The following is a 25570-nucleotide window of genomic DNA, read 5'->3' as shown; positions in this document are numbered from 1 at the left end:
ACTAGTGGATATGCAGCACCTTGGACAGAAATGCCCGCGACCTCTCCTCTTTGGGGTTGGTGAAGAATTCTTTGGGCGAGGCCATCTCCACAATCCGACCTTCGTCCATGAAGATCATGCGGTCGGCGGCGGCGCGGGCAAAGCCCATCTCGTGGGACACCACCACCATGGTCATGCCTTCAGCGGCCAGGGCGGCCATGACATCGAGGACCTCTTTAATCATTTCCGGGTCAAGGGCCGAGGTCGGCTCGTCGAAGAGCATGATCTTGGGATTCATGGCCAGCGCCCGGGCAATGGCCACCCGCTGCTGCTGGCCGCCGGAAAGCTGGCCCGGGAAGGCGCCTTCCTTCTCCGGTATGCCCACCTTCTTTAAAAGCTGGCGCGCCGTCTCAACGGCTTCTTCCCTGGAGCGCTTGCGCACCTGGCATTGGGCCAGCACCAGGTTGTCCAGCACCGAGAGATGGGAAAAGAGGTTGAACTGCTGAAAGACCATGCCTACCTCGCGGCGGACGGCGTTAATGTTCTCGGTGGTATCCAGCGGAATGCCGTCGACGACTATCTTGCCGGAGTTATATTCTTCCAGCCTGTTGATGCAGCGCAGGAGGGTTGATTTTCCTGAGCCGGACGGGCCGATGATGACTACGACCTCGCCCTTCTCGACATTGAGGCTGACGCCTCGCAGGGCCTGCACCCGGCCGAAGCGCTTGTGGATATCTTCTATCTGTATAATCGGCTCGGCCATTTATCTCTCGTACCGTGTCTTTTTCTCGATGAAGGAGACGATGCGCGCGGCGAACAGGGTCATGATGAGGTAGAGCAAGGCCACCATCGTCCAGGTCTCGATGGGATTGAAATTGGCTGCCATGAACTCCCGGCCGCGGCGGGTCAGGTCAGCCACGGCGACGACGGAAACCAGCGACGAATCTTTGAGCAAGGCGATGAATTCGTTGCCCATGGGCGGCAGGATGACACGGAAGGCCTGCGGCAGCACCACGAAGCGCATCGCCTGGAAATGGCTCATGCCCAGGGAGCGGGCAGCTTCCATCTGGCCCTTGGGAATGCTCTGGATGCCGGCGCGGACGATCTCCGACATATAGGCGCCGTAACAGACGGTGATGGCGATGATGGCGGTCACGATGGGATTGGCCCGGTATTCGATGAGCGGCGCAAGGTTGAGCCAGGTGCCGACCTGCTGGATAATGACCGGCGAGGCGAAATACCAGGCGATGAGCTGAACCAGCAGCGGAATGCCGCGGACGATCTCGACATAGAGGGTGGAAATGGTGAACAGGATCTTGTTCTTGGCCATCCGCCCCAGACCGCCAAAAAGCCCGGCGACGAGCATCAGAATATATGACACCACCGTCACCAGTACCGTGATAGCGATGCCGTCGCGGGCGAAAACGACGATATCTTTGAAGGGGTCAGGCTGGGCAACGACCAGCACCAGGATCAGGGCGGCCACGGCAGCAACCAGCCACCACCAGGGGTCCTGGCGGATATTGACCTCGCCACCGGTGACAAAGCTTAATTCCTGGTCTGGAGTATTTTTGATCGGTTCTGTCATGCGGTAAAACAGAAGGGGGCGCCCGCTGGGCGCCCCCTCTTTTCAATTAACCTTACTCGATTTCCCACTTGGCAAGGAGTGTCGGGATGGTCCCGGCGGCTTTGACCTGAGCCAAAGCCGTGTTGAGCTTGGCCAGCAGGTCTTCCTTGCCCTTGGGTACGGCGATGCCGTATTCCTCGGCGGAGAGCATGGCGCCAACTGTTTTCAATTGGGTGGGATTCTTTTTAGTGTAGCCGGCGGCTACCGGGGTATCGCACACGATGGCATCAATCTGGTTGGTCAAAAGGGCGGCGAAGGCCAGGCCGATTTCATCGTAGGCGACCTTTTCAACCCCGGTCATAGCGGAAACCTCGGTATCACCGGTGGTGCCGGACTGGACGCCGACCTTGCCCTTGATATTGGCCGCGCCGGTAATGGTGGTGTTATTGGAGCGAACGACGATGATCTGACCGGCGGCATAGTATGGATTGGTGAAATTCATCTCTTTCTTGCGGTCTTCGGTGATGGTGATGGAAGAGATGGCGGCGTCGTAGGTACCCTGAGCCATGCCGGCCAGCAGTGAATCCCATTCAACATTGACGTATTCGACCTCGATATTGGCCTTCTTGGCGATCTCGTTGAACAGGTCGATGTCGAAACCGACAATTTTACCGGATGCCGTGTCCACAAATTCGAAAGGTGCCCAGGTAGCATCTGTGGCGACGCGGATCTTCAGCGGGGGGGCTGAAGTTGTGGGATTGGCGCTGCTGTCACCGCAGCCGGGCAGCGCCAGGCCGAAGACAGCAACCAGGGCAACCAGGATCCAGAGGAATTTTTTCATGCCTTGTCTCCTATCTTGAGATTTGAATGTCCAAGTTTACAGCATCGGTTGTCGGGATGTCCAAAAATCACCCATTTGCGCCGGCATCGCGCCTTACGGCATAATGCCTCATCAAATGTTTATCTTCATTGCCGCCGCCGCAGCCGTTTATCTCATAATCTGGGTTATCGCCGGAGTATACCGGCATCTGCAGTAACTATCCTGGCCGCCGGAGCATCTTGTTTGAAAATTCTCCTGGTTAATCCCGCCCGGAAACACCTGGCCACCTTCGGCCATCACAGCGTTTTCCCCAACAGCCTGCTTTATATAGCGGCGGTGCTGGAGAAGGCCGGCCATGACGTGCGCATCTATGACAACCAGGTAGACCTGCGCGAGCCGAAAGACTTCGTCGAGTTTAACCCCCAGCTCGTGGGCTTTTCAGTCTTGTCCGGTCCGAACATCGCCGAGGCTATCCAACAGACGAAAGAATTCAAGGCGCTGCTGCCTGGGGTAAAGACCGTCTGGGGCAATGTTCATCCCAGCGTCCTGCCGGAACAGACCGCGGCTGAAGATTATATAGATTACCTGTGTATCGGCGCCGGGGAATATATGATGTCAGAGTTGGCATCCCACCTCGAAACCGGCGCGCCGTCAATCGACAGGATTAAAGGGCTGGTCTGGAAGAACAACGGCAATACTGTAGTCAATGAACCGAGCGAGTTCATCAAGAACCTCGACGAGCTGCCGGACCCGGCCTGGCACCTCATCGACGTGCCCAAATACTGGGAAAAGTCCTTGAACACATCCCGCGGCTGCCCGTCAAAATGCACCTTCTGCTACTCGCCGCTGTTCTACAAGGGTTACTCCGGCGATTTGTCCGCCGAGCGCATCGTCTCACAGATAGAGCACCTTTACCGCGCCTACGGCGTGAAGTTCATGCGCTTCTTCGAGGACACCTTCACCTGCAACCGCGACCGGCTGCGGAAGTTCTGCGAGCTGATGATTGAGCGCAAAGTGCCGGTGCAGTGGGACTGCGACTCCCGAATCGGCCTGTCTGACGAGGACATCGGGCTGATGTCGAAAGCCGGGTGTTTAAGCGTCGGCTTAGGGATAGAAAGCGGCTCGCCGCGCGTCATCAAGTTCATCAAGAAGGGCATCACCGTCAAGGCGGTGGAGGAGACTATCGAGCGCCTGGCCCGCCACAAAATCATGCCCCGTTTGTATTTCATCGCCGAACTGCCCACCGAGACGGTCGAGGAGTTCAAGGAAACCCAGGACCTCATCAAGCGGCTGGACAAACCGCCGTACCAGTACATGCCGTACATGCCATTCCCGGCTACGGTGCTTTACGATTACATCATCAAAGAAGGCCTGATCCAGGAACCTAAGCACCTGGCTGAATGGGCCGGGGTGCTGACGCTAAGATCGATGAACCCCAGCTACCTCAAAGTGCCGCCGGAGATGCTGGACAAAGCCCTTGACGACCTGCGGGACATGTATTTCCTTCGCCCGCTGCGCTTCGCCCTGCGCCACATGCCGCTCTACTTCACCCGCCTGGCGCCGACGCCCGGCAATCTGCTAAAGGGCTTGAAGCGTTTCTGGCTGTATTTCAGCACCCGGCCGCTGCCGGAGGGCAGAATCCGGGGACAGTTGCGATGATTGCGGACTTTCACCGATGCGCGTCCTGTTAGTCAACCCCGCCAAGCGCTTTAAAGGCTTCCTGGGCAAAACCAGGTCGCTGCAGCCGACGGTGCTGCCCAATTCCCTTCTCTATATCGGCGCGGTGCTGGAGCGCGGCGGCCATCAGGTCATGATCTGGGACCAGCAGGTAGATGATCGCAAATCCACCGATTTCTTCGCCGCCTTCAATCCCCAAATAGTCGGCTTCTCTGTCTCTGTCGGCGGCATCATTTACGAGGCCATCGAGCAGTCGAAGGAATTTAAGAGCCTCGATCCCTCGATCAAAATCGTCTGGGGCAACGTCCACCCCTCGATGCTGCCGGAACAAACGCTGGCCGAGGATTACGTTGACTTCGTGGTCATCGGTCCCGGCGAGTACACCCTCCTTGAACTGACCGACCACCTAGGAAAAAAGGGCACGCCGGCGACACTCGCGGAGATCAATGGACTCGCTTTCAGGGACAATGGCAAAATTATCGTCAACCCCGACCGCCCTTTCATCCAGAACCTGGACGAACTGCCGGACCCGGCATGGCACCTGGTGCCCATGGAAGACTACTGGGAGAAATCCCTCAATACCTCCCGCGGCTGCCCGTCAAAGTGCATCTTTTGTTACAACCCGCCGTTCCACAAGGGGCAGCTCGGCGAGTTTTCCGCGGAACGCATCGTATCTCAGATGGAGACGCTAAAGAACCGCTACGGCGTGACCCTGTTCCGCTTCTTCGAGGATGATTTCTGCCACAACCGACCTCGGCTGCATACTTTTTGCAAACTGGTCATCGAGAAAAAGATGAAGATCCGCTGGGACTGCGACGCGCGCGCCGGCCTGACCGAGGAAGACGTCAGCCTGATGAAGCGAAGCGGCTGCGCCTCGGTGGGCTTCGGAGTTGAGAGCGGTTCGCCGCGGCTTTTGAAGTTCATACGCAAGACGGCCAAGCTCGAGGACATCAAGCAGACGTTCAAACTCCTGGTCAAGCACAAGATACTGCCCAAGCTCTATCTCATCTCGGAGCTGCCGACCGAGACCGTCGCGGACTTCGAAGCCACCAAGACCCTCATCAAGGAACTCGGCAACCCGCCGTACCAGTACGTTTCCTTCCTGCCATACCCCGGCACCGAACTCTATAATTACTGCGTCGCCCGCGGCCTTGAGCCCCCAAAAACGACCGAGGAATGGGCGGCTTTTATCTCCCAGCCGGACTGCGGCATCCGATGGTCGGAAGTGCCCAAAGAAATGACCGCCGAATTCAAGCAGAAGCTGGTAAAATATTACTTCTGGCGGCGGACCTTCTTCGCGCTGCGGCACGGGATGTTCTCCTTCTACATACCGGTAAACCCCAGCCCGAAGGAATTTTTCCGCGTCATACGCTTCTGGTGGCGCTACTACGTCACCCGCCCGATAACGGGACACTAATAAAGCTGAGAATCAAGATGGACAAAACAAAAACAAAAAACTGCGCCGCCGACACCGGCAAGCCGGTCTCGAAAGTCACTTATCGAGAGCCGCTCGGGGAGTTCCACGGCGTCAAGGCCGAGATCGTCGGCCACCGCGTCTGGGACTTCCCGGCCAACACCCTGGCCCTCCGCCTGCCGCAGCCAAAGTGGGTGCTGTGCGCCTACCAGGGCTACCGCAAGGTGACCTCCGTCCTTAACTGCTTCCACCCGCCGGAGTCCTGGCATGCCGTGGACAATACCGACCGCACCTACTGGGAATATACCCGCTGGATCCACCGGGAAATGCTGAAGCAGGTGGCCCCGGGCGAAAAGACAGCGCTTCTTTTCACCGGCGTGGATATGCACAAGCATGTCATGGTTGAGGAGACCTTCGAGGAGCTGTGGGTTCAAGCCTGGGTCACCGCCGGGGTCAAGACCAACGCCCTTAGAATCGGCCGGGACGCCGCCTACGGCATCGAGCGCCACGGCCTATGGCAGCCATTCAACCACAAAGCCCCGCCCCAGCCCGGCACCATCAACATCATCGTCCTGACCTCGTCCGACCTGGGCCAGGCGGCCATGGCAAGTTCTTTCATTACCATCACCGAGGCTAAGACCGCCGCCCTCCAGGACCTGGACATCCGAAGCGCCTACAATCCCAAGTGGCAAGCCACCGGCACCAGCACCGACCAGGTGTGCATCGTGCCGGGCAACGGGGACCGCTGCTTTTATGTATCAGGGCAGGTCAAGCTGGGCGAAATGATTGCCCGGGCCGTCACCCGCGGTGTCACCGAGGCGATCAACAAGGTGCGGGGGGAGGGGTGATTAGGTTAGTCTTTTCATTGTTCAAGATCCGGATTGGATAGGAAGGAGGAACAATGACAATTTCTACGCAAGACATCAAATTATTATGGGGCAGGGCAGCCCAAAGGTGTGCCTTTCCGGATTGCCAAAGAGTGTTGTCTGAGAATAAAAAAACAGCTCATGAAGGATTCCCTTTAGGCGAGATGGCGCATATCGTTGGAGAGTCTGAGAACGCACCGAGGGGAGATAGTAACTTATCCCTAGTGGATAGAGATTCATATTTCAATTTAATACTCCTTTGCCCAACTCATCATACGCTAATTGATAAAAATGTGAATGACTATACGATAGAAAAGCTTCACCTTCTCAAAGATCAACACGAATACTGGGTTGAGCGTTCCTTAGTCGGCAAGAAGGACACATTAGAAACCGCCCAAGCTGTGATTTACGGAAACTTGATAGACTCTGTTGTTGAAGCCTGCCAGCTTGATACTTGGGACACTTGGGCAAGCAGAGCCGCAGCATTAACAATCCGCTGGGATAAAGATGCGCATGATAGGCTATTTAGATTCAAGAATAAGATTATAGGCGCAATCTGGCCGAAAACCTTACCCGAATTGGAATGTACCATTAAAATGGTCACATATGAGTTATATGAAGCCGTTCAAACGTTCGCGCTTCATTGCAAACCAAGCACTACAAAAATAGAATATATGGTTGAGGATGTATTCTATAAGACACAAGGCTGGTTACCCCAAAAAGAATATGATGAGTTATTTGAAGAATATAAATGCTGGCATACCAAATGTGAAAACCATATTATCGAAGCGACTAAAGCCATAAACTGGTTAGCCGATGTAGTCAGACGGGATATTAATCCATTGTTCTACGCAACTAAAGGCAAATTTTTCTTGATACTTGGCCCTTATGGAGACACGTTGGAATTTAGAAGCTATTTTTTTGAATACACTAAGGATCAGAAACTATGTAATTTATCTCGCTGTGATCAAGGACAGAATATGTGGTTAATGTCCGATAATTCGTCAAAACCCGGTTGAAATAAGAGTCCAAGGATGCTCGGTGCCGTCGCAGGGGACATTATCGGGTCAGTGTATGAGTTCAACAACACTCAACAGTCTGACTTTGAGCTTTTCACACCCCGCTCCACTTTCACCGATGACACCGTCCTGACCGTGGCCGTGGCGGATTGCATCCTGCACGGCAAAGATTACGCCCGCACCATCTGGGAATACGGCAACCGCTATCCCGATGCCGGCTATGGTACCCGTTTCCTCCACTGGCTCAGTTCCAAAGACCTGAAGCCCTACAACTCCTTCGGCAACGGGTCGGCCATGCGGGTTTCACCGGTAAGCTTTGCCTTTGGGACTCTGGAGGATACCCTGGCCGAGGCCCGCCGCAGCGCGGAGGTCACCCACAACCACCCGGAGGGCATCAAGGGCGCCCAGTCTGTGGCAGCGGCTATTTTTCTCGCCCGCCGCGGCGAGTCCAAGCAACGTATTAGAAGTTACATCACCTCGACCTTCGGCTACGACCTCAGCCGCACCCTCGACGAGATTCGGCCGACCTACACCTTCGACGAGACGTGCCAGGGCTCGGTGCCGGAGGCTATCACCGTCTTCCTCGAGTCATCGGACTTCGAAGACGCCATCCGCAAGGCTGTGACCCTCAGCGGCGATTCGGATACCATCGCCTGCATCACCGGCGGCATCGCCCAGGCCTTTTATGGCGGTGTGCCAAAACACATCGTCGCCGAGGTCAGGAAACACCTTGACCCTCCCCTTCTAGCTGTCATCGACGAGTTCAACCTAAAATACCTTGTGGCTTGAATTCGGCCTGATTCCTTTGTCATTCCCCGCTATGGCGGGGAATCCATCGTCCTCGCTCCCCTTCGACAGGCTTAGGGCGAACGGTCTAAAATAAGACCGTGAAAAACCGCTCTGGCAAGCTTCTCACCAAATCCAAATTCATGGCCGGTCTCCAGTGCCCGCGCTATCTGTGGATCTACGTCAACGATCCCGGCCGCATTCCGCAGCCGGACCTGGTCACCCAACACACCTTCGACCAGGGGCATGAAGTCGGCGAGATCGCCAAGGAGCTGTTTCCCGGCGGCCTGGACATGTCCGGCCTCGGCTTTCGGGAAATGCTGACCGAGACCTCGGCCCGCCTCCGCGACCGCAAGCCCATCTTCGAAGCGGCTTTCCAGTGCGGCCAGCTTTACGCCCGCGTGGATATCCTCAATCCCTCCGCCGACGGCGGCTGGGACATCGTCGAGGTCAAGAGCTCCACCGACGTCAAAGACGAAAATATCGCCGACGTGGCTTTTCAGCGCTATGTCGTCGAGCGCTGCGGCCTGGCTGTCAACCGCTGCCATCTCATCCATATCAACCGCGATTATGTAAAGCAAGGCGAGATCGACCCCGCCGGCCTGCTGCAGTCCGCGGACATTACCGATCAGGTCGCGGAGGTGTACGGCGGCGTCGCGGACATGACCGAGGATATGCTTCAGACCGTCGCCGGCGACTGCCCGGATTCGGTCATTGGCCGCCTGTGCGATTCCCCCTACGGCTGCCCGCTGAAAGACGAGTGTTGGGCAGATATGCCGCAGCACCCGGTGACCGGTCTCTACCGCATCGGGGCCAGGTCTGATGACCTGCTCAAACTCGGCGTGACCGCTATCGCCGACATCCCGGCCCATTTCAAGCTGAACGACAAACAGGCTATCCAGAAGAGCTGCGTGGAGTGCGGCCAGCCCCATGTAGAATCAGGCGAGATTTCCAAATTCCTGTCAAGCCTGGAATTTCCCCACCAATACCTGGACTTTGAAACTTTCGCCACCGCCGTTCCGATGTTCGACGGCACCAGGCCTTACCAGAATATTCCTTTCCAGTACTCTTTGCATACCATCGCCGCACCGAGCGCGGAGGCGGGACACCGCTACTTTCTGTACCAGGGCAACGCCGACCCGCGCCCGGAGTTTATCAGCGCCCTGAAACGCGACCTCGTCGAGGCCGGCACCATCATCGTTTATAACCAGGGCTTCGAGGAAGGTGTCCTCAAGAAGCTGGCCGAGGCTTTCCCGGAATACACCGAATGGGTCAACGGTATCACTGCCCGGATGGCCGACCTGCTCATCCCCTTCCGCAGCTTCCACTACTACCACCCGGCTCAGGGCGGCAGCGCCTCTTTGAAGCAGGTGCTGCCCGCGCTTACCGGCATCAGTTACGACAGCCTGGAGATCTGCGACGGCCAGGTGGCTTCTCTAAAATATTTTTCCGCAGCTTACGGCGGCCTGCCGGAGGCTGAACGCCGGAAGGTTTTCTCCAACCTGCTGGAGTATTGCGGCCAGGATACCTGGGGCATGGTACGCATCGTCGGGCGGCTGCGGGAGATATCCGGTGGCTAAAAAAGTCCGCCGGGCTTCAACCGGCAGCGCCTGGGCGCCGGAAGCTGTGCCGTCGCTCGACCTGCATGCCCTGACCGTCGTCGAGGCCCTGCCCAGGGTGGACTTGTTCCTCCACGACTGCTACCGGGCCGGCTACCACAGGGTGCGGGTGGTCCACGGCAAGGGCACCGGAGTCCTTAAGATAGAGGTCTCCCGGTATCTCTCCACCCATCCCCTCGTCATCGGATATCGGGCCTCAGACGTCTATCACGGCGGCATTGGCGCCACTGAAGTTGATTTAAGCGATAAATAAAACAGCAGGGGCGCTAGCGCCCCTGCTGCAAACCGGATTTCGTGGCGGTTAGGCTGCCGCAGCCACCGGCGCGGCCTCGGCGACTCTGACCGTCCTGGCAGTCGAAGTCAGGAACTCGATAATGGCGTCATTCGCGTTGAGGTGCGGCGGTTTGAGGTGCGCCAGTTCGGCCCCGGCCGCCTGCTGCTTCATCTTGTAGAGTTTGAACGCCCCGTGTGGCAGCACTGTGACTTCGATCGGCCGCAGGCCGGTGAATTCTTCCAATTCGGCATAGGGGGTATCCAGCTGTTTTAACTCGGCATGAACGGCATCGGCGATCTGGGCGGTGCCGCGGCTTTCGTTTTTCTTGAGCTCGACGTAGATCCGCAGCTCGGGTTTGCCGGCGACCACCTCTTTGCGGGCTGTCCATTCTTCGTATTCGACCCCGGAATTCTCCAGCGCCTTCCAGATGACCTTTTCAGACAGGCGGGTGAAACCGGCGATGTCGATCTGATCGTCGACGCGAGCGAGAAAGCGCATCTGCGGGATATCGATGTCCAGCTTATCGTTGCGCATGGATGTGATCTGCACCAGGTGCCCCAATCGGTAGCGGACGAAAGCGCCGCCGTGAAGGTTGGTAATGACCAGTTCGTAGTTGCCTGGTTTGAGTTCGTCCATGAGGAACGTCTGAGGCTGGTAAGCCGGATCCTGCCAGCATTTGATCGCCTCGGCCTCCGGTATGAACTCGAAGAAATTCAGGTGCGGGATGAAGGTCATGCCCTGGTGGTCCCAGGTCTGCATGGCGATCACCGGGGCTTCGGTGCAGCCGTGGAAGTCCAGCGGGTACCGGCCCCACATCTCCTTGATCTTGTCGCGGAAGACCTCGCCGTCGATGCCGTAGGTGATGAGCCCCTTGAGTTTCCACAGGTCGCGGGGCAGCATTTTGCGGCCGGCCAGCCGGGCCGCCAGCTTGCCTTTGACCAGCCTGGCCAGCGTCTTGGGTTTCCTGACCAGTTTCTTGATATCAACCGAGCCGCCGTTGTGCTTGAACCGTTCGCCGATGGCGTAAGCCACGCTGGACATGGACAGGACGTAATCCATGCCCCGGTCCAGGCCCATCTTGAAACCGGTGTTGATGCGGTCTTCGAAAGAAGCTTGCTCCGCCTCCGACACCGGGGGCAGAAAGTCGAACATCTCGTGGGGGAAGACGCGGGTCATCGTGCCGGTTGCGTAGGGGGGCGGGGCCATGCCGTAGAGCACCCGGTCGCCGGGGCGGATTTTGATATCGCGCCGCTTGGTGGCCGAGGAGAAAAATGACAGGGCAAAGACCAGGGCTTCGGTTTCGTCAAGCATCCGGGCCGTCACCGGCGCCCAGCGGTACGAGTACTCGGAGCTTTTGCCGGAAGTGTACTGCCACAGGATAGGCTTCCGCGGCAGCACTTCCCAGCGGCGCTTTAATAAGTAAGGCGCGTAGTCTTCATAGGAAGTCAGAGGCACCATCTTGCGGAACTCCTCCACCGTGGTCGGGTTGGCGCCCTTGAGAATGCCGCGTCCCAGCTGGCAGTTTTTCAGCAGTTCCAGCTGCTCCAGAAGCAGCCGCTTCTGGACATTCATGAACTCCGGCAGCGACAGGTCGATGAAGCCGCAGCAGCGGTCCCACATTTCTTCGTATTTACCCTGGCGGAATAGCTCTGATAACTGGCTCACCTGGTTATACCTCCGAATATTTTTTCTGTTTCAAGCCTTCGATGAAGGCGGACAGGCTGTTGCGGTTGGGCAGGAGCATCGGGGTGGACTTCTGGTATGCGGCGTAGCCCGGGAACATCTTCGGGAAGACCTTCCGGTCCTGGAACCATACCAGAGCGGCGGAAAATAGCGTCCAGACGGCGCCGGCCTGAGCGGCCAATACCGATCGTGATCCCAGCGCCAGGCCGGCCACAGTCAGAGCGAAGAAAAGAAGCCAGGGGTGGCGGACCAGGCGGTAGATGCCGCCGGTGACCAGCTGCCCGCTCGTCCCCGGGGCGATATAGGTCTTACCGGCCGGCAAAGCGATGTACAGGGCATAGACCATGCCCGCCGATGCCGCCGCCGTCAGGCTCCAGCCGGCAACGGACAGCCACAGCGGCAGATTGAATTTGACCTCTTCAAAGGCTGCCGCGGTCGCCGCCACAATTATCATCGTGGTGCCGGAGACCGACAGGAAGGGCTTAAGCAGAGGCAGCCGCCTCATGGAAGCAAAGTCCATAAGGTGCATCAGGAGGAACCCGGCGGCGCCCAGCAAGATGTATTTCATAGTACTTTCGCCGGATACTATGACACCGTCGCCGGGAGGTTGGAAGGTATAAAGTACTAGAACAATGTTCTAGTCAAAGCTGGCTCACGAATAAAAAAATTCTCCCCCGGGTTGGGGGAGAGTACTTTGGGTTAGATCCGCGGCCGGCTGGTCCGACCGTGCCGGGGCTACTTCCATTTGATCTTGACTTCGCGCCCTTCTTCAGGAATGTCCTTGTCGGCTTCCTTATCCAGACCGGCCATCTTGCTGGTGATCTCTTTCAGGTCGATCGGCCCGTCTTTGCCCAGTTCCAGGCCATAGCCGATGAAGAAGTCAACAAAACTCTTGAGCAGCTTCTTGGTGTCTTCCTGGAAACCGGCCATCTCGTCTTTGAGGGCGTACTTGTAGCTCTCTTTGTTGAGCATCTTGGCGAATTCGGCCTTCAGGGCGTCAAGGTCGGCGCGGGAAACGCCGCCGGCGGCAGCCGCCGGGCCTTTTAACTGGTTTTCAATCAGGAAGTCGATGAATTCAGCCTGCGGCAGATCGCCGCGGTTGTCGTCGATCTTCTTTACCAGTTCAGCTGGCAAGATGAGCATGCGCTTTTCGGTCATACGGGCTCCTGTTTAGGGCGTGTCTTCGCCGTCGTCTTTGAGATTGAGGGTGTCGAGGATCTCGTCAATGTGCCGCAGCAGAGTCAGCCCCTTCTTAGTCACCCGGTAAGCGACTGAAGGATTGCCCAGCTTTACTTTGTCGATGAGTTCCCGCTCAACCATGAAGTTTAGGTATTTCTGAAGCTGGAAATAGCTCATGTTGACGGAATACATGATCTCCGTCTTGCCTGCTTCACCCAGCCGCAGCATGTCGGCGATGATCTCTATGCTGGACCGTCGGCGGTCTAATCTCATCTCTGTCAGCTTCTCAGACTATCAGTACTTTAGGCTTAGCTTCAGGTTATCTTTTATGAAGATAGTACTATTATACTACCCAAGTCAAGAGTTCTGGTGTACAATATCCCCAATATTATCAGTTCGGCATAGGAGACCGGCATGAGGGCTGACGAACTTTTAAGGGCAATGGTCAAGGCTGGAGCCTCGGACATGCACCTCAAGGTACCCAATCCGCCCGTATTCCGTATCGACGGCGTATTAAAAAGGCAGTCCCAGTACGCCTGCGTCACCCCCGGTGATATGGAGAGGCTGTTCCGGGAAATGACCAACCCGCAGCAGCAGGAGACCTTCCTGAGCACCAAAGAGCTGGACTTCGCAATTTCGGTGCCCGATGTCTCCCGCTTCAGAGTTAACATCCTGTACCAGCGCGGCAGCATCTCCATCTGCGTGCGCATGGTCCCCTTCCAAATAATGACCATAGATATGCTCAACCAGCCGGCTACTTTCAAGAGCCTTATCATGAAGCCGCGCGGCATGATCCTGGTCACCGGGCCAACCGGCTCCGGCAAATCAACCACCATGGCCGCCATGCTGCAGCACCTGAACGAGAACCGCCACTCCAGCGTCATCACCATTGAGGATCCAATCGAGTATGTCTTCCAGGACAATAAGTGCATCATCGCCCAGCGAGAACTGGGCGGCGATACCGCGTCATACCCTATCGCCCTGCGGCATGCCCTGCGCCATGACCCGGACGTCATCGTCGTCGGCGAAATCCGCGACGTCGAGAGCCTGACCACCGCCATCGCCGCCGCCGAAACCGGCCACCTGGTGCTGGGAACTCTGCACACGATTAACGCCGTCCAGACGGTCGACCGTGTCATTGACATGTACCCGCCGGGTCAGCAGCACCAGATCCGGCTGCAATTGTCACAGGTGCTGGAGGCCGTCATCTCCCAGACTCTGGTTATCCGGGCCAACGGCAGGGGCCGTGTAGGCGTCTATGAAATACTGCTGGCCACGACCGCCGTGCGCAACCTGGTCCGTGAGGGTAAGACTTTCGAACTCCAATCCATTATGCAGCTCAACCGCCAGATGGGCATGCAGACGCTGGACCAGCACCTGGCCGAACTGGCGGCCAACGGGGTTATCTCCAAGGACGAAGCCTTGATGAAATCGGACAACCCGGACCGGCTGGAACGCCTCATCGAAGAGGCCAAGCGCAATGTCCGCGGTCCGGACCCGTTCAAGCGCTGAACCGCCTGCCAGTTCTGGTATGGACGCCCTCGGCTCAGGTCGTAGTCTCCGGACGGGTAGAAACGTTCCGAACCGGCCTGAGTATAGTAAATAAGTACCATTTTACCCGGTCTTACGATGGTTTACGTTGACATCCAAACTGGCGACAGCCATAATGTGGCAACAAACGGTATTTTCTTCCGGAGCCGGTAACGATTGAATATCTGGGCCGCTATACCGCTGGCCGCATGCCTCGCCTACCTGCTTCTGCTGCTTTTAGTCCTGCCCAACGCTCAGCAACGGGTCAGCCGCTACCTGGCTTATTTTTTGGCGGCGGCTTCGGTGTGGGGCTTCTGCTCCTTCATGATCCACCTGGATGCCCCGGCATCGGAAACCCTGCTGTGGAACAACCTGCTGGCGGTCAGCCTTGTATGGGCGCTGGTCGCCTATTTTCATTTCGTCCGCGTTTATGTCTATGACAAAGCGGGTCCCAGCATGGTGGCGGCTTACAGCGTGCTGGCTGTTGTCGCCGGGCTGGCCGCTGCAGGGAAGCTGGTTGAATCCGCCCGCGTCGAGGATGGCATCGTTTACTCGGAAATCGGGGCGCCGGTTTATCTCATTGCCGCCGCCAGCGCGGTCATGGCCGGACTTATCGCCGCCGGCTTGCTGCGGAAGTACAGCTCCCTGGCGCCGGGACTCGAACGGCAGAGTGTCTTGTTCCTGCTCGGCGGACTCCTCATTACCGTTACCGCCGGTTTCTCTAATCTCAGCGGCGACCCCAATATTTCCGGGCTGCCGATCGACCAGCTCGCCAGCTTCATCAACGCCGCCTTCATCGGGTTGATTGTCTCCCGCTTCCGCTTCGTCAACCTCAAGTTCCGCGATCCGCACCGGGGATTGACCTACGTGCTTATCGTCCCCGCCGTGGTCATTTCGCTGGCCGGTATTATTTCGGTGACCTTCGGCATTAACGGCGCCGTGCCGGAAATCGGGCGCTTCAACGGCTGGGCGGTCATCCCGCTGGTGGCCAGCGTGGTTTATATCATCCTGCTGTTCATGGTCGCCCAGGATTCGGAGCGCCGCGCCAACCGCTTCTTCGCCTATTTTCTCGGCGTCGGCGCTTTCTGGAGTTTCAGTTCCTTCATGCTGGTATTCAACTCGGCAGCAAGCCCCGGCTACCTTCAGTTCTGGAACGAAATTGTGGTGGTCGCCATCGCCTGGGTCAGCATCGCCTATTTTCATTTCGTCCGGGCTTACAACAACCAGAGCGGCGGCATCTGGATCTGGATCGGCTACGCCTTTACCCTCATCCTGCTGGGCCTGGCGCTGGCGGGCGAGGTGGTCAGCAACGTCAGGCTGGTAGACGGCTACCTGTTCCATGACATCCGGCCGTGGGACCTGATCGTCGGCGGCTTCATCGCCCCCTTCATCGCTGCCGGCATGATCATGCTTATCCGCCGTTACCGCACCTCAACAGACCCGGTGGACCGCAACCGCACCATCTATCTCATTATCGGCTCCGGCGCGCTGATCCTGTTCAGCTACATCACCCCGTTCACGCCGGCTCTGGCTGGACTGACCACCGACCACCTGGGCAATATCGCCAACGCCGGTCTCATCGCCTATGCCATGTCCCGCTACCATTTGTTCGACATCAAGCTGGTCGCCCGCCGCGGCCTGACTTTAATCGCTCTGGTGGCTGCCATCGGCGCCGGTTACGGCGGGCTGGTCTTCATTGTCTCCCGGCTGTTTCCCGGCGCCCCCAACTCCACCATCGTTCTCATCGCCGGGATTGCTGTCACCATGCTGGCGCTGTCCGGGCGGTCGCTGGCCCATTTTATCTCGGTTTCAATCGACCGGCTGTTCTACCGCGACACTTACCGCCACCGCCTGGAGCTATTAGATTTCTCCACCAAAATGAGCCACATACTCAACCTGGACGAGTTGTCCCAGGCGCTCCTGCCGCCCCTGACCAAAGCCCTGGGCATCACCCATGCCGCCCTGCTTTTCCAGGACAACAGCGCCGCCGATTTCACCGTCCAGTACACCTTCCCGGACAATCATGAACTGCGCGGGACGCTGCGCCTGCCGGTCGATAACCCCATCATCGAATGGATGGACCGCGAAGGCCGCCCCCTGGCGCCGTCGCAGGTCGAGTCCATCCCGGAGTTCAAAGGCCTGTGGCAGACTGAGCGCGAACAGCTTACCGGCGCCAACCTGGCCCTGCTACATCCTATCAAGAGCCGCGGCAAGCTCATCGGCCTGATCGCCGTCGGTCAGAAGAAACGCGGCGGCATCTACAACACCGAGGACCTGGAACTCATCTCCAGGATCGCCTCTCAGGCCGGGGTAATCATCGAAAACGCCCAGCTTTATGTTCAGGCTACCACCCGCGCCAACACCGACGAGCTCACCGGCCTGTATAACCACCGCCACTTCCACGAGCGCATCGAACAGGAGATCGCCCGAGGCAGCCGCTTCGGCATCTCTTTCTCGCTCATCATCCTCGACCTCGACCTGTTCAAAGTTTACAACGACATCTACGGCCATCTAGCCGGCGATCAACTGCTCAGAAAAGTCGGCAAGATCATTCAGAGTTCCGTCAGGTCCATTGACCTGTCCTTCCGTTACGGCGGCGAGGAATTCGCCATCATCCTGCCTGAAACCCGGATCGAAGACGCCTACCGGGTGGCGGAACGGTTAAGAAAAACGGTTGAGGCTAAATCCAGCTTCCGTGAGATGCCGGTGACCGCTTCTCTCGGCGTGGCTACCTGGCCGTCGGACGGGGTGATGAAGGAAGAGGTCATTCACCGGGCGGATACCGCCCTCTACCGCGCCAAGCAGACCGGGCGCAACCGCACCTGCCTAGCTTCTGAGGTCCAGCAGCCCATCGCCCAGCCGGCGGCGGCCGCAGCTGAAGGGGATTCCCAACCCAAAGCCCTGTCGATTATTTATGCTCTGGCAGCTACCGTTGACGCCAAAGACCACTACACCTACGGCCATTCGCGCAAGGTTTCAGAATATGCCGTCGCCCTGGCTGAAGCGCTGCGGCTGCCGCAGGATACCATCCATACCATCCGCGCCGCCGGGCTGCTGCATGACATCGGCAAAATCGGCGTGCCGGACTCGATCCTGACCAAACCGGGGGCGCTGGAGCAGAAGGAGTGGGAACCTATCCGCACTCACCCGGAACTGGGCGTCGAAATATTGCGCCACGTCACCGATCTGTCCCAATGCCTGCCGGCTATCATGCACCACCATGAAAATTGGGATGGTACCGGCTATCCTCAGGGGCTCAAAGGCCCCGCCATACCTTTGGAGGCGCGCATCCTGTCAGTGGCTGACGCCTATGACGCCATCACTTCACCCCGGCCGTATCGCAACCAGCTGGCGCTCAAGGACGCCCTGGCAGAACTCCGCCGCTGCGCCGGTACTCAATTCGACCCCAGCCTCGTTCCGGTCTTCTGCGAACTGATGCAGCCGGGAGCCGGCGCCGTTCCGGGAATCGAACGCCGCGCCGAATATGGACCCTCAAATCAAGCCGGACCTAAATAACAGAAGTCCCCGCCGTCATCCGGCGGGGACTTCTCTAGATACCAGGATAGGTCTCTACTGCGCCGGGCGCCCGGTTACGAAAGACAGGTTGAAATCGATCGCTTTGGCCGAGTGAGTGATGGCGCCGATCGAAATGACATCCACACCGGTCTCAGCTACTGCCCGGATGTTATCCAGAGTAATCCCGCCTGAGGCTTCCAGTTTGATCGATGCCGGCACCATCTTGACCGCCTTTTTCATATCGTCGATGGACATATTGTCAAGCATGATAATATCCGCACCGCCGGAGATAGCCTGCTTCAACTGATCAAGGTTCTGAACCTCGATCTCAACTTTCATCCCCCTCCCCCCTTGCTTGGCCTTGGCAATGGCATCGGCTATGGAGATGCCGCGGGCCGACAGGGCCGTCAGGTGATTGTCTTTGATCAGGATGCCACTGGCCAGATCAGGCCGGTGGTTCTGCCCGCCGGCGGCGTAAACGGCATACTTTTCAAGCAGGCGCAGCCCGGGCAGCGTCTTGCGGGTGTCGGAAATCTTGACATCCAGCCCCTTGACCTTTTCGATGTACTGTGCCGTGGCCGTAGCCACGCCGGAGAGGTGGGACAGGATGTTCAAGGCCACCCGCTCCGTTTTTAAAATGGAACTGACCCGGCCGGTGACCACCAGGACGACATCCCCCGGCTTGACTCTGCCGCCGTCGGGCACGTTGACCTTGATCTGAAGAGTATTGTCCACTTTAAGGAAAGCGATGCGGATGATCTCGGCGCCGCAGACCATCGCCGCCTCCCGGGCGATGATGCCGGCGGTGCCGCCGAGGCTCGGCGGAATGACCAGTTCGGTAGTTTTGTCGCCGCGCCCGAGATCCTCGGACAGCGCAGTGTCGATGATCTGTTCTATTTGAACCTGGGTTGCCATTGTTACCTCCTTACCCGATGCCGATGAGTATGTGCCGGCGCCATTTTTCTGAAGTCCAGGGGAAATCGGCGCGGAAGTGCGCGCCGCGGCTTTCTTCGCGGTACAGCGCCGCCTCAGCCAGCAGCCGGCCGCAGATTATCAGGTTGCGCAGTTCGTGTGATTCCCGGTCGACCGGTTCACCCGCAGCCGCCTGCCATGCTGCCAGGATGGCCGCCAGCTCTTTGAGCCCCGCGCCGTTCCTGACGATGCCGCCGTACCGCCACATCGAGTCCTGCAGCCGGCTTTTGTCAGGTAGTGATGTTACATCATTAAGTTCGGCCGGGGCAAGCCTCCGCCGCTGCGCCGGGGCCATGGCGGCCGCCCTGCCGGGGCGGCCCGTTTGTTCGACGATGCGGTGGCAGAATACCAGGACTTCAAGCAGCGAATTGGAGGCGAGGCGGTTGGCGCCGTGAACGCCGGTGCAGGACACTTCGCCGGCGGCGTATAAGCCCGGCAGGGAAGACGCCCCCCAGGCGTCCACCCTGACGCCGCCGATCATGTAATGAGCCGCCGGGGCCACCGGTATCAAGTCCCGGGTGATATCCAACCCGTATTCGCGGCACTGGCGGTAGATTTGCGGAAAGCGGGTCAGCACCAGCGCCGCCGGAAGGTGGCTGAGATCAAGAAAAACGCTTGGCGCCGCGGTCCGGGTCATTTCAGAGACGATCGCGCGGGAAACGATGTCGCGCGGGGCCAGTTCAGCCTTCTCATGATAATCGGTCATGAAGCGCCGGCCGTCAACGTTGCGAAGCAGGCCGCCCTCCCCGCGGACCGATTCGGAGATAAGAAAAGGCGGCGCCCCGGCCAGCTTCAAAGCGGTGGGATGGAACTGGAAAAACTCCATGTCCATGACATCGGCTCCGGCGCGGTAGGCCAGGGCGACGCCATCGCCGGTTGCCACTGCCGGATTGGTGGTCAGGGAAAATAGCTGGCCGGCGCCGCCCGAAGCCAGGATAAGGTGCCGGCAGGCGCAGGTCTCAACTTCCCCGGTGAGCGCCGACAGCGTCTTCAAGCCGGCAGCCCGGCCGCCTTCAACCAGGATCTCGGTGACAAGGGTGTGCTCGGCTACCCTGATCCCGGCGGCCCGCACCCTGGCCGACAGCGTTTCTTCAATGTGGCGGCCGGTGGCGTCGCCGCCGGCATGGAGAATCCGGGGCACGCTGTGAGCCGCTTCGAGGGTCAGAGCAACCTCTCCCTCGACGGTGTCGAACGGCACGCCCAGCTCAATGAGGTCCCTGATCCGCAGCGGCGCCTCCTCGGCCAGGATATGCACCATCGCCTCGTCGGACAGCCCGGCGCCGGCGCTGACCGTATCCTTAAAGTGGAGAGCGGCTGAATCACCGGGGCCAATGGCGGCGGCAATGCCGCCCTGGGCATAACGAGTGTTGCATTCTTCGATGCTGCCCTTGGTGACGATCAGCACGCTGCCGCGGCGGTGAGCCAACAGGGCGCTGTACAGTCCGGCGATGCCGGAACCGACGATGATGAAGTCGTATGACGCCAATAGGCCTCCGTTGGGCTGCCTGAGCAGGCGGCGGTTATGGCTGGGCGGTTTCCTCTTCCTGTTGTTTCATGGCGATGCCGCCCCGGACCAGGCGCAGCAGGTTTCCGGATTCGGTTTTGATGACCACGCTCTTCTCGTCGATGGCTTCGATCACCCCGAAGATGCCGCCGATGGTGATGACTTTATCGCCGCGCTTGAGCTCGGACAACATCTGCTGTTGAGATTTCTGACGCTTCTGCTGCGGCCGGATGATCAGAAAATAAAACATGATGAACATCAGTACCATGAAGCCGATTAAAGTTACCGTGTCGTTGGTCATTTATTCTCCTTGCAGTATTAGGCCTGGATTTCAGCCGGATCCGCCGCCTCGCCGCGCAGCGACCAGGGACCGGCGCCGGTGATCTTCACGTTTACAATTTGCCCTTTGAGATCCGCTTTGCCTTTGAAGAACACCAGTTTACCACGCCGTTCCCGGCCTCGCCACTGTGTTTTATGCAAGCTCTCGACCAGCACCTCGACGGTCTGCCCGATGCAGGCTTCGTTTATCTGCCGGGCGATACTCTCCTGGAGGGCTTCGAGTTCAGCCAGCCGCCGCCCTTTCTCTGCTTTACCGACATCGTCGGGGTATTTTTCAGCCGCCTCTGTGCCCGGCCGCGGCGAATATGCCGCTAGATGGACGGCATCGAACCTGAGTTCTTCCAGCAGCCTACGGGTATTGCCGAACTGTTCCGCAGTTTCGCCGGGAAAGCCGACGATGACGTCGGTGGTCAGGCCAGCTTCCGGCACCGCCTGCCGGATAGCGGCTGCGAGGCGTTTGTATTCACCGATAGTATAGCCGCGGCGCATGCGCTCAAGGACGGCGTCATCGCCGGCCTGCGCCGGCAAATTCAACGAAGGGCATACTTTCGGGAGGTTTGACATCGCTTCAATGAGCCGCTGGCTCATATCCTTGGGATGATTGGTCAGGAAACGGATACGGTACAGCCCGCTGACAGCATCCACCGCCGCCAGGAGATCGGCCAGGTCCGGATTCCCTGCCAGGTCGTGGCCCCAGGCATTAACGTTTTGCCCCAGCAGCGTCACCTCGCGGGCGCCGCGGCGCACTAGTTCCCTGACCTCAGCAACGATGTTTTCAAGCGACCGCGACCTCTCCCGGCCGCGCCGGTAAGGCACAATGCAATAGGAACAGAAGTTGTCGCAGCCCTGAATGATAGGCACGCACTCGGCCACCGCTGGAGACGCCGGCAGAATGTCCTCTGGCAGTTTGTCCAGGAAATCCGGCAGCGACCCGGCGCTGAAGAAGTGGTCTACCATGGGGTACTTTTTTTTCATTGCCGAAAGATTGTCTTCGACCATACACCCGGTCAAGGCGATCTTGAGCGCCGGCCGTCGCTCTTTTATCCGTCGCAGCAGCGCCAGGCGGTTGGTGATCCGGTCCTCGGCGCTGCCGCGCACGGCGCAGCTTACCAGCAGTACCAGATCAGCCGCTTCGGCCGACCCGACGGGGAAAAAGTCTTTCTGCGCCAGCAGGCTCTCCAGCCTCTCAGCCTCGGCCTGGTTCATCTGACAACCGATGGTGAAGATATGATAGCTAGGCATCAGGGATCGTAAACCAATCAGTCACAGGCAGAGACAAATCCCATGTCTGAATCCGCCTCAACCTGTTATCTGCAAATTGAATATTTATGTCTACCACCATAACCCAAAACGCCTTTTGCACGGTACCGGTTTAAGGGAGCTTGCGAGACAAACCAGCCGTCATTATAGACGTCGAACCGGGCGGCGACAATCCGGCAGAAAAGCAACCGCCCTGCTCCGACGGAGCAGGGCGGTGCTCAGGGAGGGCGAAGGTTTATGACTTGACCGGGGTTTTTGACCGGGAGATAAACGAGGCGAAATCGAATACCGTTTTCGAATCCGGGAGTTCGGCATCATCAACTGAATCGTCGCTGGCGGTTTCATCCTGAGCCTCAGCTTTGGCGGACTCGGCGGTTGCTTTCACCGGGGGCATTTCGCTTTTATGCTTCTCGGCCTCCTCCGGCATCCCGGTGATGGCTGGGAAGAGGTGCTGCGGGAAGCTTTCTGCTTCAATCTGCCAGTTCAGGATCAACTCATCGGCGATAGCCTGAGCTTTCTTTTCAGTCTGGACCGCCATCGCCCGCCGTATCTTCTCGGTAATAGCGGAACAAATTTCGTCGGCTACCCGGGCACCTTCATCTCGGACGTTACGCTGCAAATCGGCCAGAATCCCTTGAAGGCGGTTGCGGTATTCTTTCATTGCCGCTTCCGACGCCCGCTGGGCTTCTAAACGCGCCTGGGTAGCGATCTGTTCGATCATCGATGGACCGCTTTTGACCGCGGCTTCAATATCTGTGGTTTTGATGGCCTCGGCGACTTCGGCGCCGCCGACTGCCTTAACGACCTCATCAACATTGATCTGTTCGGTCTTTTCTTCAGTTTGCTTAGGCCCCGTTTCGGTAGATGCCTTCATCAGCTCGGTTACATCTATCTTGGCCGGAGGCCGGACCACTTCAACAGCCTCGAGTTCTTCCTCTTTGGCGTCTTCGACTTTTTCAGCATTTTTCTTAACCATACCTTACTCCAACAAACTTTCTGTCACCGTCTCTATCCTAGCCCCCAACCGGAAATGCCACAATCCCCCTTTAGTACCGAATCCGGCAGAAAATAGTACCGTGAAACGGGCTGGTTATGATTCCTGTGAAAAAGCTGGGCGAAGTATGGATACGCCAACCCTGGCACTTATTGGAGAGGCTGATGGCAGCGGGATGTGCTGGCGGAGGGAGGGAGATTCGAACTCCCGACCCCGGTTACCCGAGGCAAGCGCTTAGCAGGCGCCCGCACTAGACCACTATGCGATCCCTCCGGGAAAGGCAAGGATTGTAATATACCACACAGGGCGGGGCGCCTCAACCGGCGGGCTTTAGGGTTGGCGCCAGGGGCCGCCGGAGCGCACCTACGGCGCCTCGCTTTCGGAGTCGGACTCATCTCGGCCTTGCCGCTGTTTGGCCATCCAGAACAGGATATTGCCGATTACGCCGCTCACCAGCGCTGCCACGAATAAAGCCACAGAATCGCCGGCGATAACCGCGGCAAACATGCAGATAATCGCCGCCACTATCAGGATCAAGCCACAAACCCTCATAAAAACCATAGGAAGTGCCTCCTCTCCGGGGCGGGTGTACCGCAGTACTTCGTCCCGGGTACCCTATGATATAATAAACGAACGTTGACTGACCACGCTGGAGGTACCCCGCTGGAAACTATTGAGATCGCCCGCCGCATCGCCGATATCGCCTCTGAAAAACAGGGGGCCGATATCGTCGTCACCGACGTACGCGGCCTGTCGTCCATCACCGACTACCAGGTAGTGCTCTCTGCAGACAATACCCGCCTGGCGCGAGCCATCCTGGATGAAGTCTCGGACAAGCTCAAGAAGGAAAGCGTCCGCCCGCTGCATACCGAAGGTCTCGGACCTGACCAGGACTGGCTGATCGTTGACTACGGCCCGGTGATGATGCATGTCTTCACTCCGGAGAAGCGCGCCCTATACGATTTCGACCGGCTGTGGCCGCAGGCGAAAACCGTCCTGGCTCTTCAATAACCGCTCCTAGCGCTAACGCGGTTTCGCCGGATCCAGCAGATCCAGCACCTTGACCGCCGTCACTCTGACGGCGTAGGCACATTCAGCTACCGGCTGCAGGCAAGCCACGCCGTCATGGTTGTCTATAGTCGGCCAGTTGCGGCAGGTCTGCGGTCTGATATTATAGATCCGGCACCGCCCGTTGCGTGGATTCCACCAGCGGCACGGATGAGCTTCTTTGATCCACCAGACGCCCTCCCTGAAGACAAAGAGGTCGGCTTTCTTCTGCTTCAACTCTCGGCTGATACGCTCGGCGTCCTCCGCGGAGACAATAATGCCCGAGGTCTGGGAGCAGCACCAGCCGCAGCCGGCACAACCCTCCTTGAGGCGCTTCATCATCGCCTTGGAATCCTCGCCGACGACATCGACAAATGCGATCATCTCACTCAGCCGGTCATCGGGCATTTTACCAAATGCTTCCGGAAACTCGGCCCGCAGCAGCGCCGCCACTGCGCCGATAAACCGCTGATATTTTTCCCCGTGGCGCTTGCGCTTCTGCTCGATGAGCGCCAGCACCGGAGCCAGATTAAATTCGCTTGCCTTATCTTCAGGACTCATGCGGCGATGCCTTCCGACCGGGTGTTAATTCGCGTATTCATTCGGGTACGATAAAGTTAATGGCCTGCGGCCGCACCAGGATGGTGACCGGAGTCGGGCCGATAATATCGCCGTCGCCCTGGACCGCCATCCTCGGCTCGCTGGAGATCCGGATTGCCCTCCCCTCGCCGAGAAGCCTGATGGCACGCTTTTTCCGGCGCAGCAGCACGTCCAGGACAGCCCCGGCGACAGTGGTCGGAGACAGCCGGGACAACCCCAGCACCTCCACCTTGCCGTCGTCGATGCGCGAGCCTTCGTGGAGGTGGTACTGCGGCGTCGCCAGCACGCCGTTGTTGGTAACATGGATCTCGACCGCCCGGGTAGCCGAAGGCCGCCCGTCGATGCTGACCTCGTAGTCCTGAGGCGACGTCTTCAGCGTCGCCCTGGCCACACCGACAACGTAAGAAGCCATGCCCAGCGCCGCCTTTTCTTTATCATCCAGACAGTCCAGCGATGCCGAAGACAGCCCTGTCGAGACATTTAAGAGGTACAATCTGCCGCCGACGTCCATGCCGTCAACCGCTTTCGTCCGGTTCGATGAGGCGGCCAGCCTGACCGCCCGGCCGGTGGTCAGCGGCACTCTGAGCAACCGCGCCAGGGTGTTGGCCGTACCGGCCGGAATGATAGCCAACCGGTGCGGATGGCCGTACAAAAAAGAGGCTACCCGGCTGACCGTGCCGTCGCCGCCCACCGCTATGAAGTCGCGGTAGCCGGAGCCGAGGGCCCAGTCCATCTCCGCCGCCAGCTGCGCCGCGTCTTCGATAAAATGAAACCGCAGCGGGATGCCCGCCCTGCTGAAGGTGCGGGTCAACTGGCGGCAGACCCCGGGGCGGAAGCCGCCGGCTTTTTTGGACACCAGCGCCAGGTAGCCTTTACCGTTCATCTCTGTGGATGATTATAGCAGCGTTCCGGTCTCCGGCTAAAA

The 25570-nt window shown here is 58.5% G+C and carries 25 protein-coding genes and 1 tRNA gene; 10 read left to right on the top strand and 16 right to left on the bottom strand.

Features of this window, described 5'->3' with window-relative positions; translation table 11 throughout:
• Position 1: 1 nt before the first annotated feature.
• From DEALK_RS04560 to DEALK_RS04550, 3 genes are read right to left on the bottom strand one after another with little or no spacing between them, the layout of a single operon-like run.
• Positions 2-742: an amino acid ABC transporter ATP-binding protein gene (locus tag DEALK_RS04560; RefSeq protein ID WP_058439122.1), complete on the bottom strand. Its 741-nt coding sequence runs from the start codon at positions 740-742 to the stop codon at positions 2-4.
• The gene (locus DEALK_RS04555; protein WP_058439121.1) at positions 743-1567 is read right to left on the bottom strand and encodes an amino acid ABC transporter permease; all 825 of its coding nucleotides are present in this window, start codon (positions 1565-1567) and stop codon (positions 743-745) included.
• 52 nt (positions 1568-1619) lie between these two features.
• Positions 1620-2387, bottom strand: a complete 768-nt coding sequence (locus DEALK_RS04550; RefSeq protein WP_058439120.1) for a basic amino acid ABC transporter substrate-binding protein — start codon at positions 2385-2387, stop codon at positions 1620-1622.
• Between the two features lie 222 nt (positions 2388-2609).
• Here DEALK_RS04550 and DEALK_RS04545 point away from each other — a divergent pair, with 222 nt between their 5' ends.
• The 7 genes from DEALK_RS04545 to DEALK_RS04515 all read left to right on the top strand — a co-directional run bounded on the left by DEALK_RS04545 (position 2610) and on the right by DEALK_RS04515 (position 10000).
• Entirely contained in the window at positions 2610-4025 is a 1416-nt protein-coding gene (locus DEALK_RS04545) for a B12-binding domain-containing radical SAM protein (RefSeq protein WP_058439119.1), read from the top strand.
• 16 nt (positions 4026-4041) lie between these two features.
• Positions 4042-5460: a B12-binding domain-containing radical SAM protein gene (locus DEALK_RS04540; RefSeq protein ID WP_058439118.1), complete on the top strand. Its 1419-nt coding sequence runs from the start codon at positions 4042-4044 to the stop codon at positions 5458-5460.
• Between the two features lie 17 nt (positions 5461-5477).
• Positions 5478-6305 (top strand): adenosylcobinamide amidohydrolase, encoded by an 828-nt coding sequence (locus tag DEALK_RS04535; protein ID WP_058439116.1) that lies wholly within the window; start codon positions 5478-5480, stop codon positions 6303-6305.
• A gap of 53 nt (positions 6306-6358) precedes the next feature.
• Positions 6359-7342, top strand: coding sequence for an HNH endonuclease (locus DEALK_RS04530; RefSeq protein WP_058439114.1), 984 nt, complete (start codon positions 6359-6361; stop codon positions 7340-7342).
• Between the two features lie 15 nt (positions 7343-7357).
• Complete coding sequence (locus DEALK_RS04525; protein ID WP_058439112.1) at positions 7358-8131, top strand: ADP-ribosylglycohydrolase family protein; 774 nt, start codon at positions 7358-7360, stop codon at positions 8129-8131.
• A 98-nt stretch (positions 8132-8229) separates the two neighbouring features.
• Positions 8230-9708, top strand: coding sequence for a DUF2779 domain-containing protein (locus tag DEALK_RS04520; protein WP_240608211.1), 1479 nt, complete (start codon positions 8230-8232; stop codon positions 9706-9708).
• The gene (locus DEALK_RS04515) at positions 9701-10000 is read left to right on the top strand and encodes a Smr/MutS family protein (RefSeq protein WP_058439110.1); all 300 of its coding nucleotides are present in this window, start codon (positions 9701-9703) and stop codon (positions 9998-10000) included. Before DEALK_RS04520 ends, DEALK_RS04515 begins: the two co-directional genes overlap by 8 nt.
• A 48-nt stretch (positions 10001-10048) precedes the next feature.
• Here DEALK_RS04515 and DEALK_RS04510 read toward each other — a convergent pair whose 3' ends face one another.
• The 4 genes from DEALK_RS04510 to sso10a form a co-directional block, all read right to left on the bottom strand.
• On the bottom strand, positions 10049-11686 hold the full coding sequence (locus tag DEALK_RS04510) for a GH3 family acyl-acid amido synthetase (protein WP_058439108.1): 1638 nt from the start codon (positions 11684-11686) through the stop codon (positions 10049-10051).
• A 4-nt stretch (positions 11687-11690) separates the two neighbouring features.
• Positions 11691-12272 (bottom strand): methyltransferase family protein, encoded by a 582-nt coding sequence (locus tag DEALK_RS04505; RefSeq protein WP_058439106.1) that lies wholly within the window; start codon positions 12270-12272, stop codon positions 11691-11693.
• Positions 12273-12439: 167 nt separating this feature from the next.
• A complete protein-coding gene (locus tag DEALK_RS04500; RefSeq protein WP_058439104.1) occupies positions 12440-12862 on the bottom strand; it encodes a hypothetical protein in 423 nt (140 codons plus the stop codon).
• Positions 12863-12874: 12 nt separating this feature from the next.
• Entirely contained in the window at positions 12875-13156 is a 282-nt protein-coding gene (gene sso10a, locus DEALK_RS04495; protein ID WP_058439102.1) for an Sso10a family chromatin protein, read from the bottom strand.
• A 141-nt stretch (positions 13157-13297) separates the two neighbouring features.
• On the opposite strand from sso10a, the gene DEALK_RS04490 reads away from it, so the two are divergent.
• Together DEALK_RS04490 and DEALK_RS04485 are read left to right on the top strand one after the other, a co-directional pair.
• Positions 13298-14395, top strand: coding sequence for a type IV pilus twitching motility protein PilT (locus DEALK_RS04490; RefSeq protein ID WP_058439101.1), 1098 nt, complete (start codon positions 13298-13300; stop codon positions 14393-14395).
• Positions 14396-14590: 195 nt separating this feature from the next.
• Positions 14591-17929 (top strand): diguanylate cyclase, encoded by a 3339-nt coding sequence (locus DEALK_RS04485; protein WP_065128693.1) that lies wholly within the window; start codon positions 14591-14593, stop codon positions 17927-17929.
• A 54-nt stretch (positions 17930-17983) separates the two neighbouring features.
• On the opposite strand, the gene nadC is transcribed toward DEALK_RS04485, so the two are convergent.
• The 7 genes from nadC to DEALK_RS04450 all read right to left on the bottom strand — a co-directional run bounded on the left by nadC (position 17984) and on the right by DEALK_RS04450 (position 23559).
• Positions 17984-18844 (bottom strand): carboxylating nicotinate-nucleotide diphosphorylase, encoded by an 861-nt coding sequence (gene nadC, locus DEALK_RS04480; protein WP_058439099.1) that lies wholly within the window; start codon positions 18842-18844, stop codon positions 17984-17986.
• A 10-nt stretch (positions 18845-18854) separates the two neighbouring features.
• Entirely contained in the window at positions 18855-20387 is a 1533-nt protein-coding gene (nadB, locus tag DEALK_RS04475; protein ID WP_083496345.1) for an L-aspartate oxidase, read from the bottom strand.
• A 34-nt stretch (positions 20388-20421) separates the two neighbouring features.
• Positions 20422-20706: a preprotein translocase subunit YajC gene (yajC, locus tag DEALK_RS04470; RefSeq protein WP_058439095.1), complete on the bottom strand. Its 285-nt coding sequence runs from the start codon at positions 20704-20706 to the stop codon at positions 20422-20424.
• A 17-nt stretch (positions 20707-20723) separates the two neighbouring features.
• Positions 20724-21986, bottom strand: coding sequence for a tRNA (N6-isopentenyl adenosine(37)-C2)-methylthiotransferase MiaB (gene miaB / locus DEALK_RS04465; protein WP_058439093.1), 1263 nt, complete (start codon positions 21984-21986; stop codon positions 20724-20726).
• Between the two features lie 253 nt (positions 21987-22239).
• Entirely contained in the window at positions 22240-22980 is a 741-nt protein-coding gene (locus tag DEALK_RS04460; protein WP_058439091.1) for a hypothetical protein, read from the bottom strand.
• A 199-nt stretch (positions 22981-23179) separates the two neighbouring features.
• Positions 23180-23271, bottom strand: a tRNA-Ser gene (locus DEALK_RS04455).
• Between the two features lie 90 nt (positions 23272-23361).
• A complete protein-coding gene (locus DEALK_RS04450) occupies positions 23362-23559 on the bottom strand; it encodes a hypothetical protein (protein WP_058439089.1) in 198 nt (65 codons plus the stop codon).
• 75 nt (positions 23560-23634) lie between these two features.
• Here DEALK_RS04450 and rsfS point away from each other — a divergent pair, with 75 nt between their 5' ends.
• On the top strand, positions 23635-24009 hold the full coding sequence (gene rsfS, locus DEALK_RS04445; RefSeq protein ID WP_058439087.1) for a ribosome silencing factor: 375 nt from the start codon (positions 23635-23637) through the stop codon (positions 24007-24009).
• Between the two features lie 12 nt (positions 24010-24021).
• On the opposite strand, the gene DEALK_RS04440 is transcribed toward rsfS, so the two are convergent.
• On the bottom strand, positions 24022-24606 hold the full coding sequence (locus DEALK_RS04440; protein ID WP_058439085.1) for a YkgJ family cysteine cluster protein: 585 nt from the start codon (positions 24604-24606) through the stop codon (positions 24022-24024).
• 37 nt (positions 24607-24643) lie between these two features.
• Positions 24644-25528 carry a diacylglycerol/lipid kinase family protein gene (locus DEALK_RS04435; RefSeq protein WP_058439083.1) on the bottom strand — a complete coding sequence of 295 codons (885 nt, stop codon included), beginning with the start codon at positions 25526-25528 and terminating at the stop codon, positions 24644-24646.
• Positions 25529-25570 lie beyond the last annotated feature (42 nt).

Source organism: Dehalogenimonas alkenigignens, from assembly GCF_001466665.1.
In the GTDB taxonomy this organism is placed as follows: domain Bacteria; phylum Chloroflexota; class Dehalococcoidia; order Dehalococcoidales; family Dehalococcoidaceae; genus Dehalogenimonas; species Dehalogenimonas alkenigignens.
The sequence above is the reverse complement of the archived record's forward strand: the minus strand, read 5'-3'. Positions and strand labels throughout refer to the sequence as shown.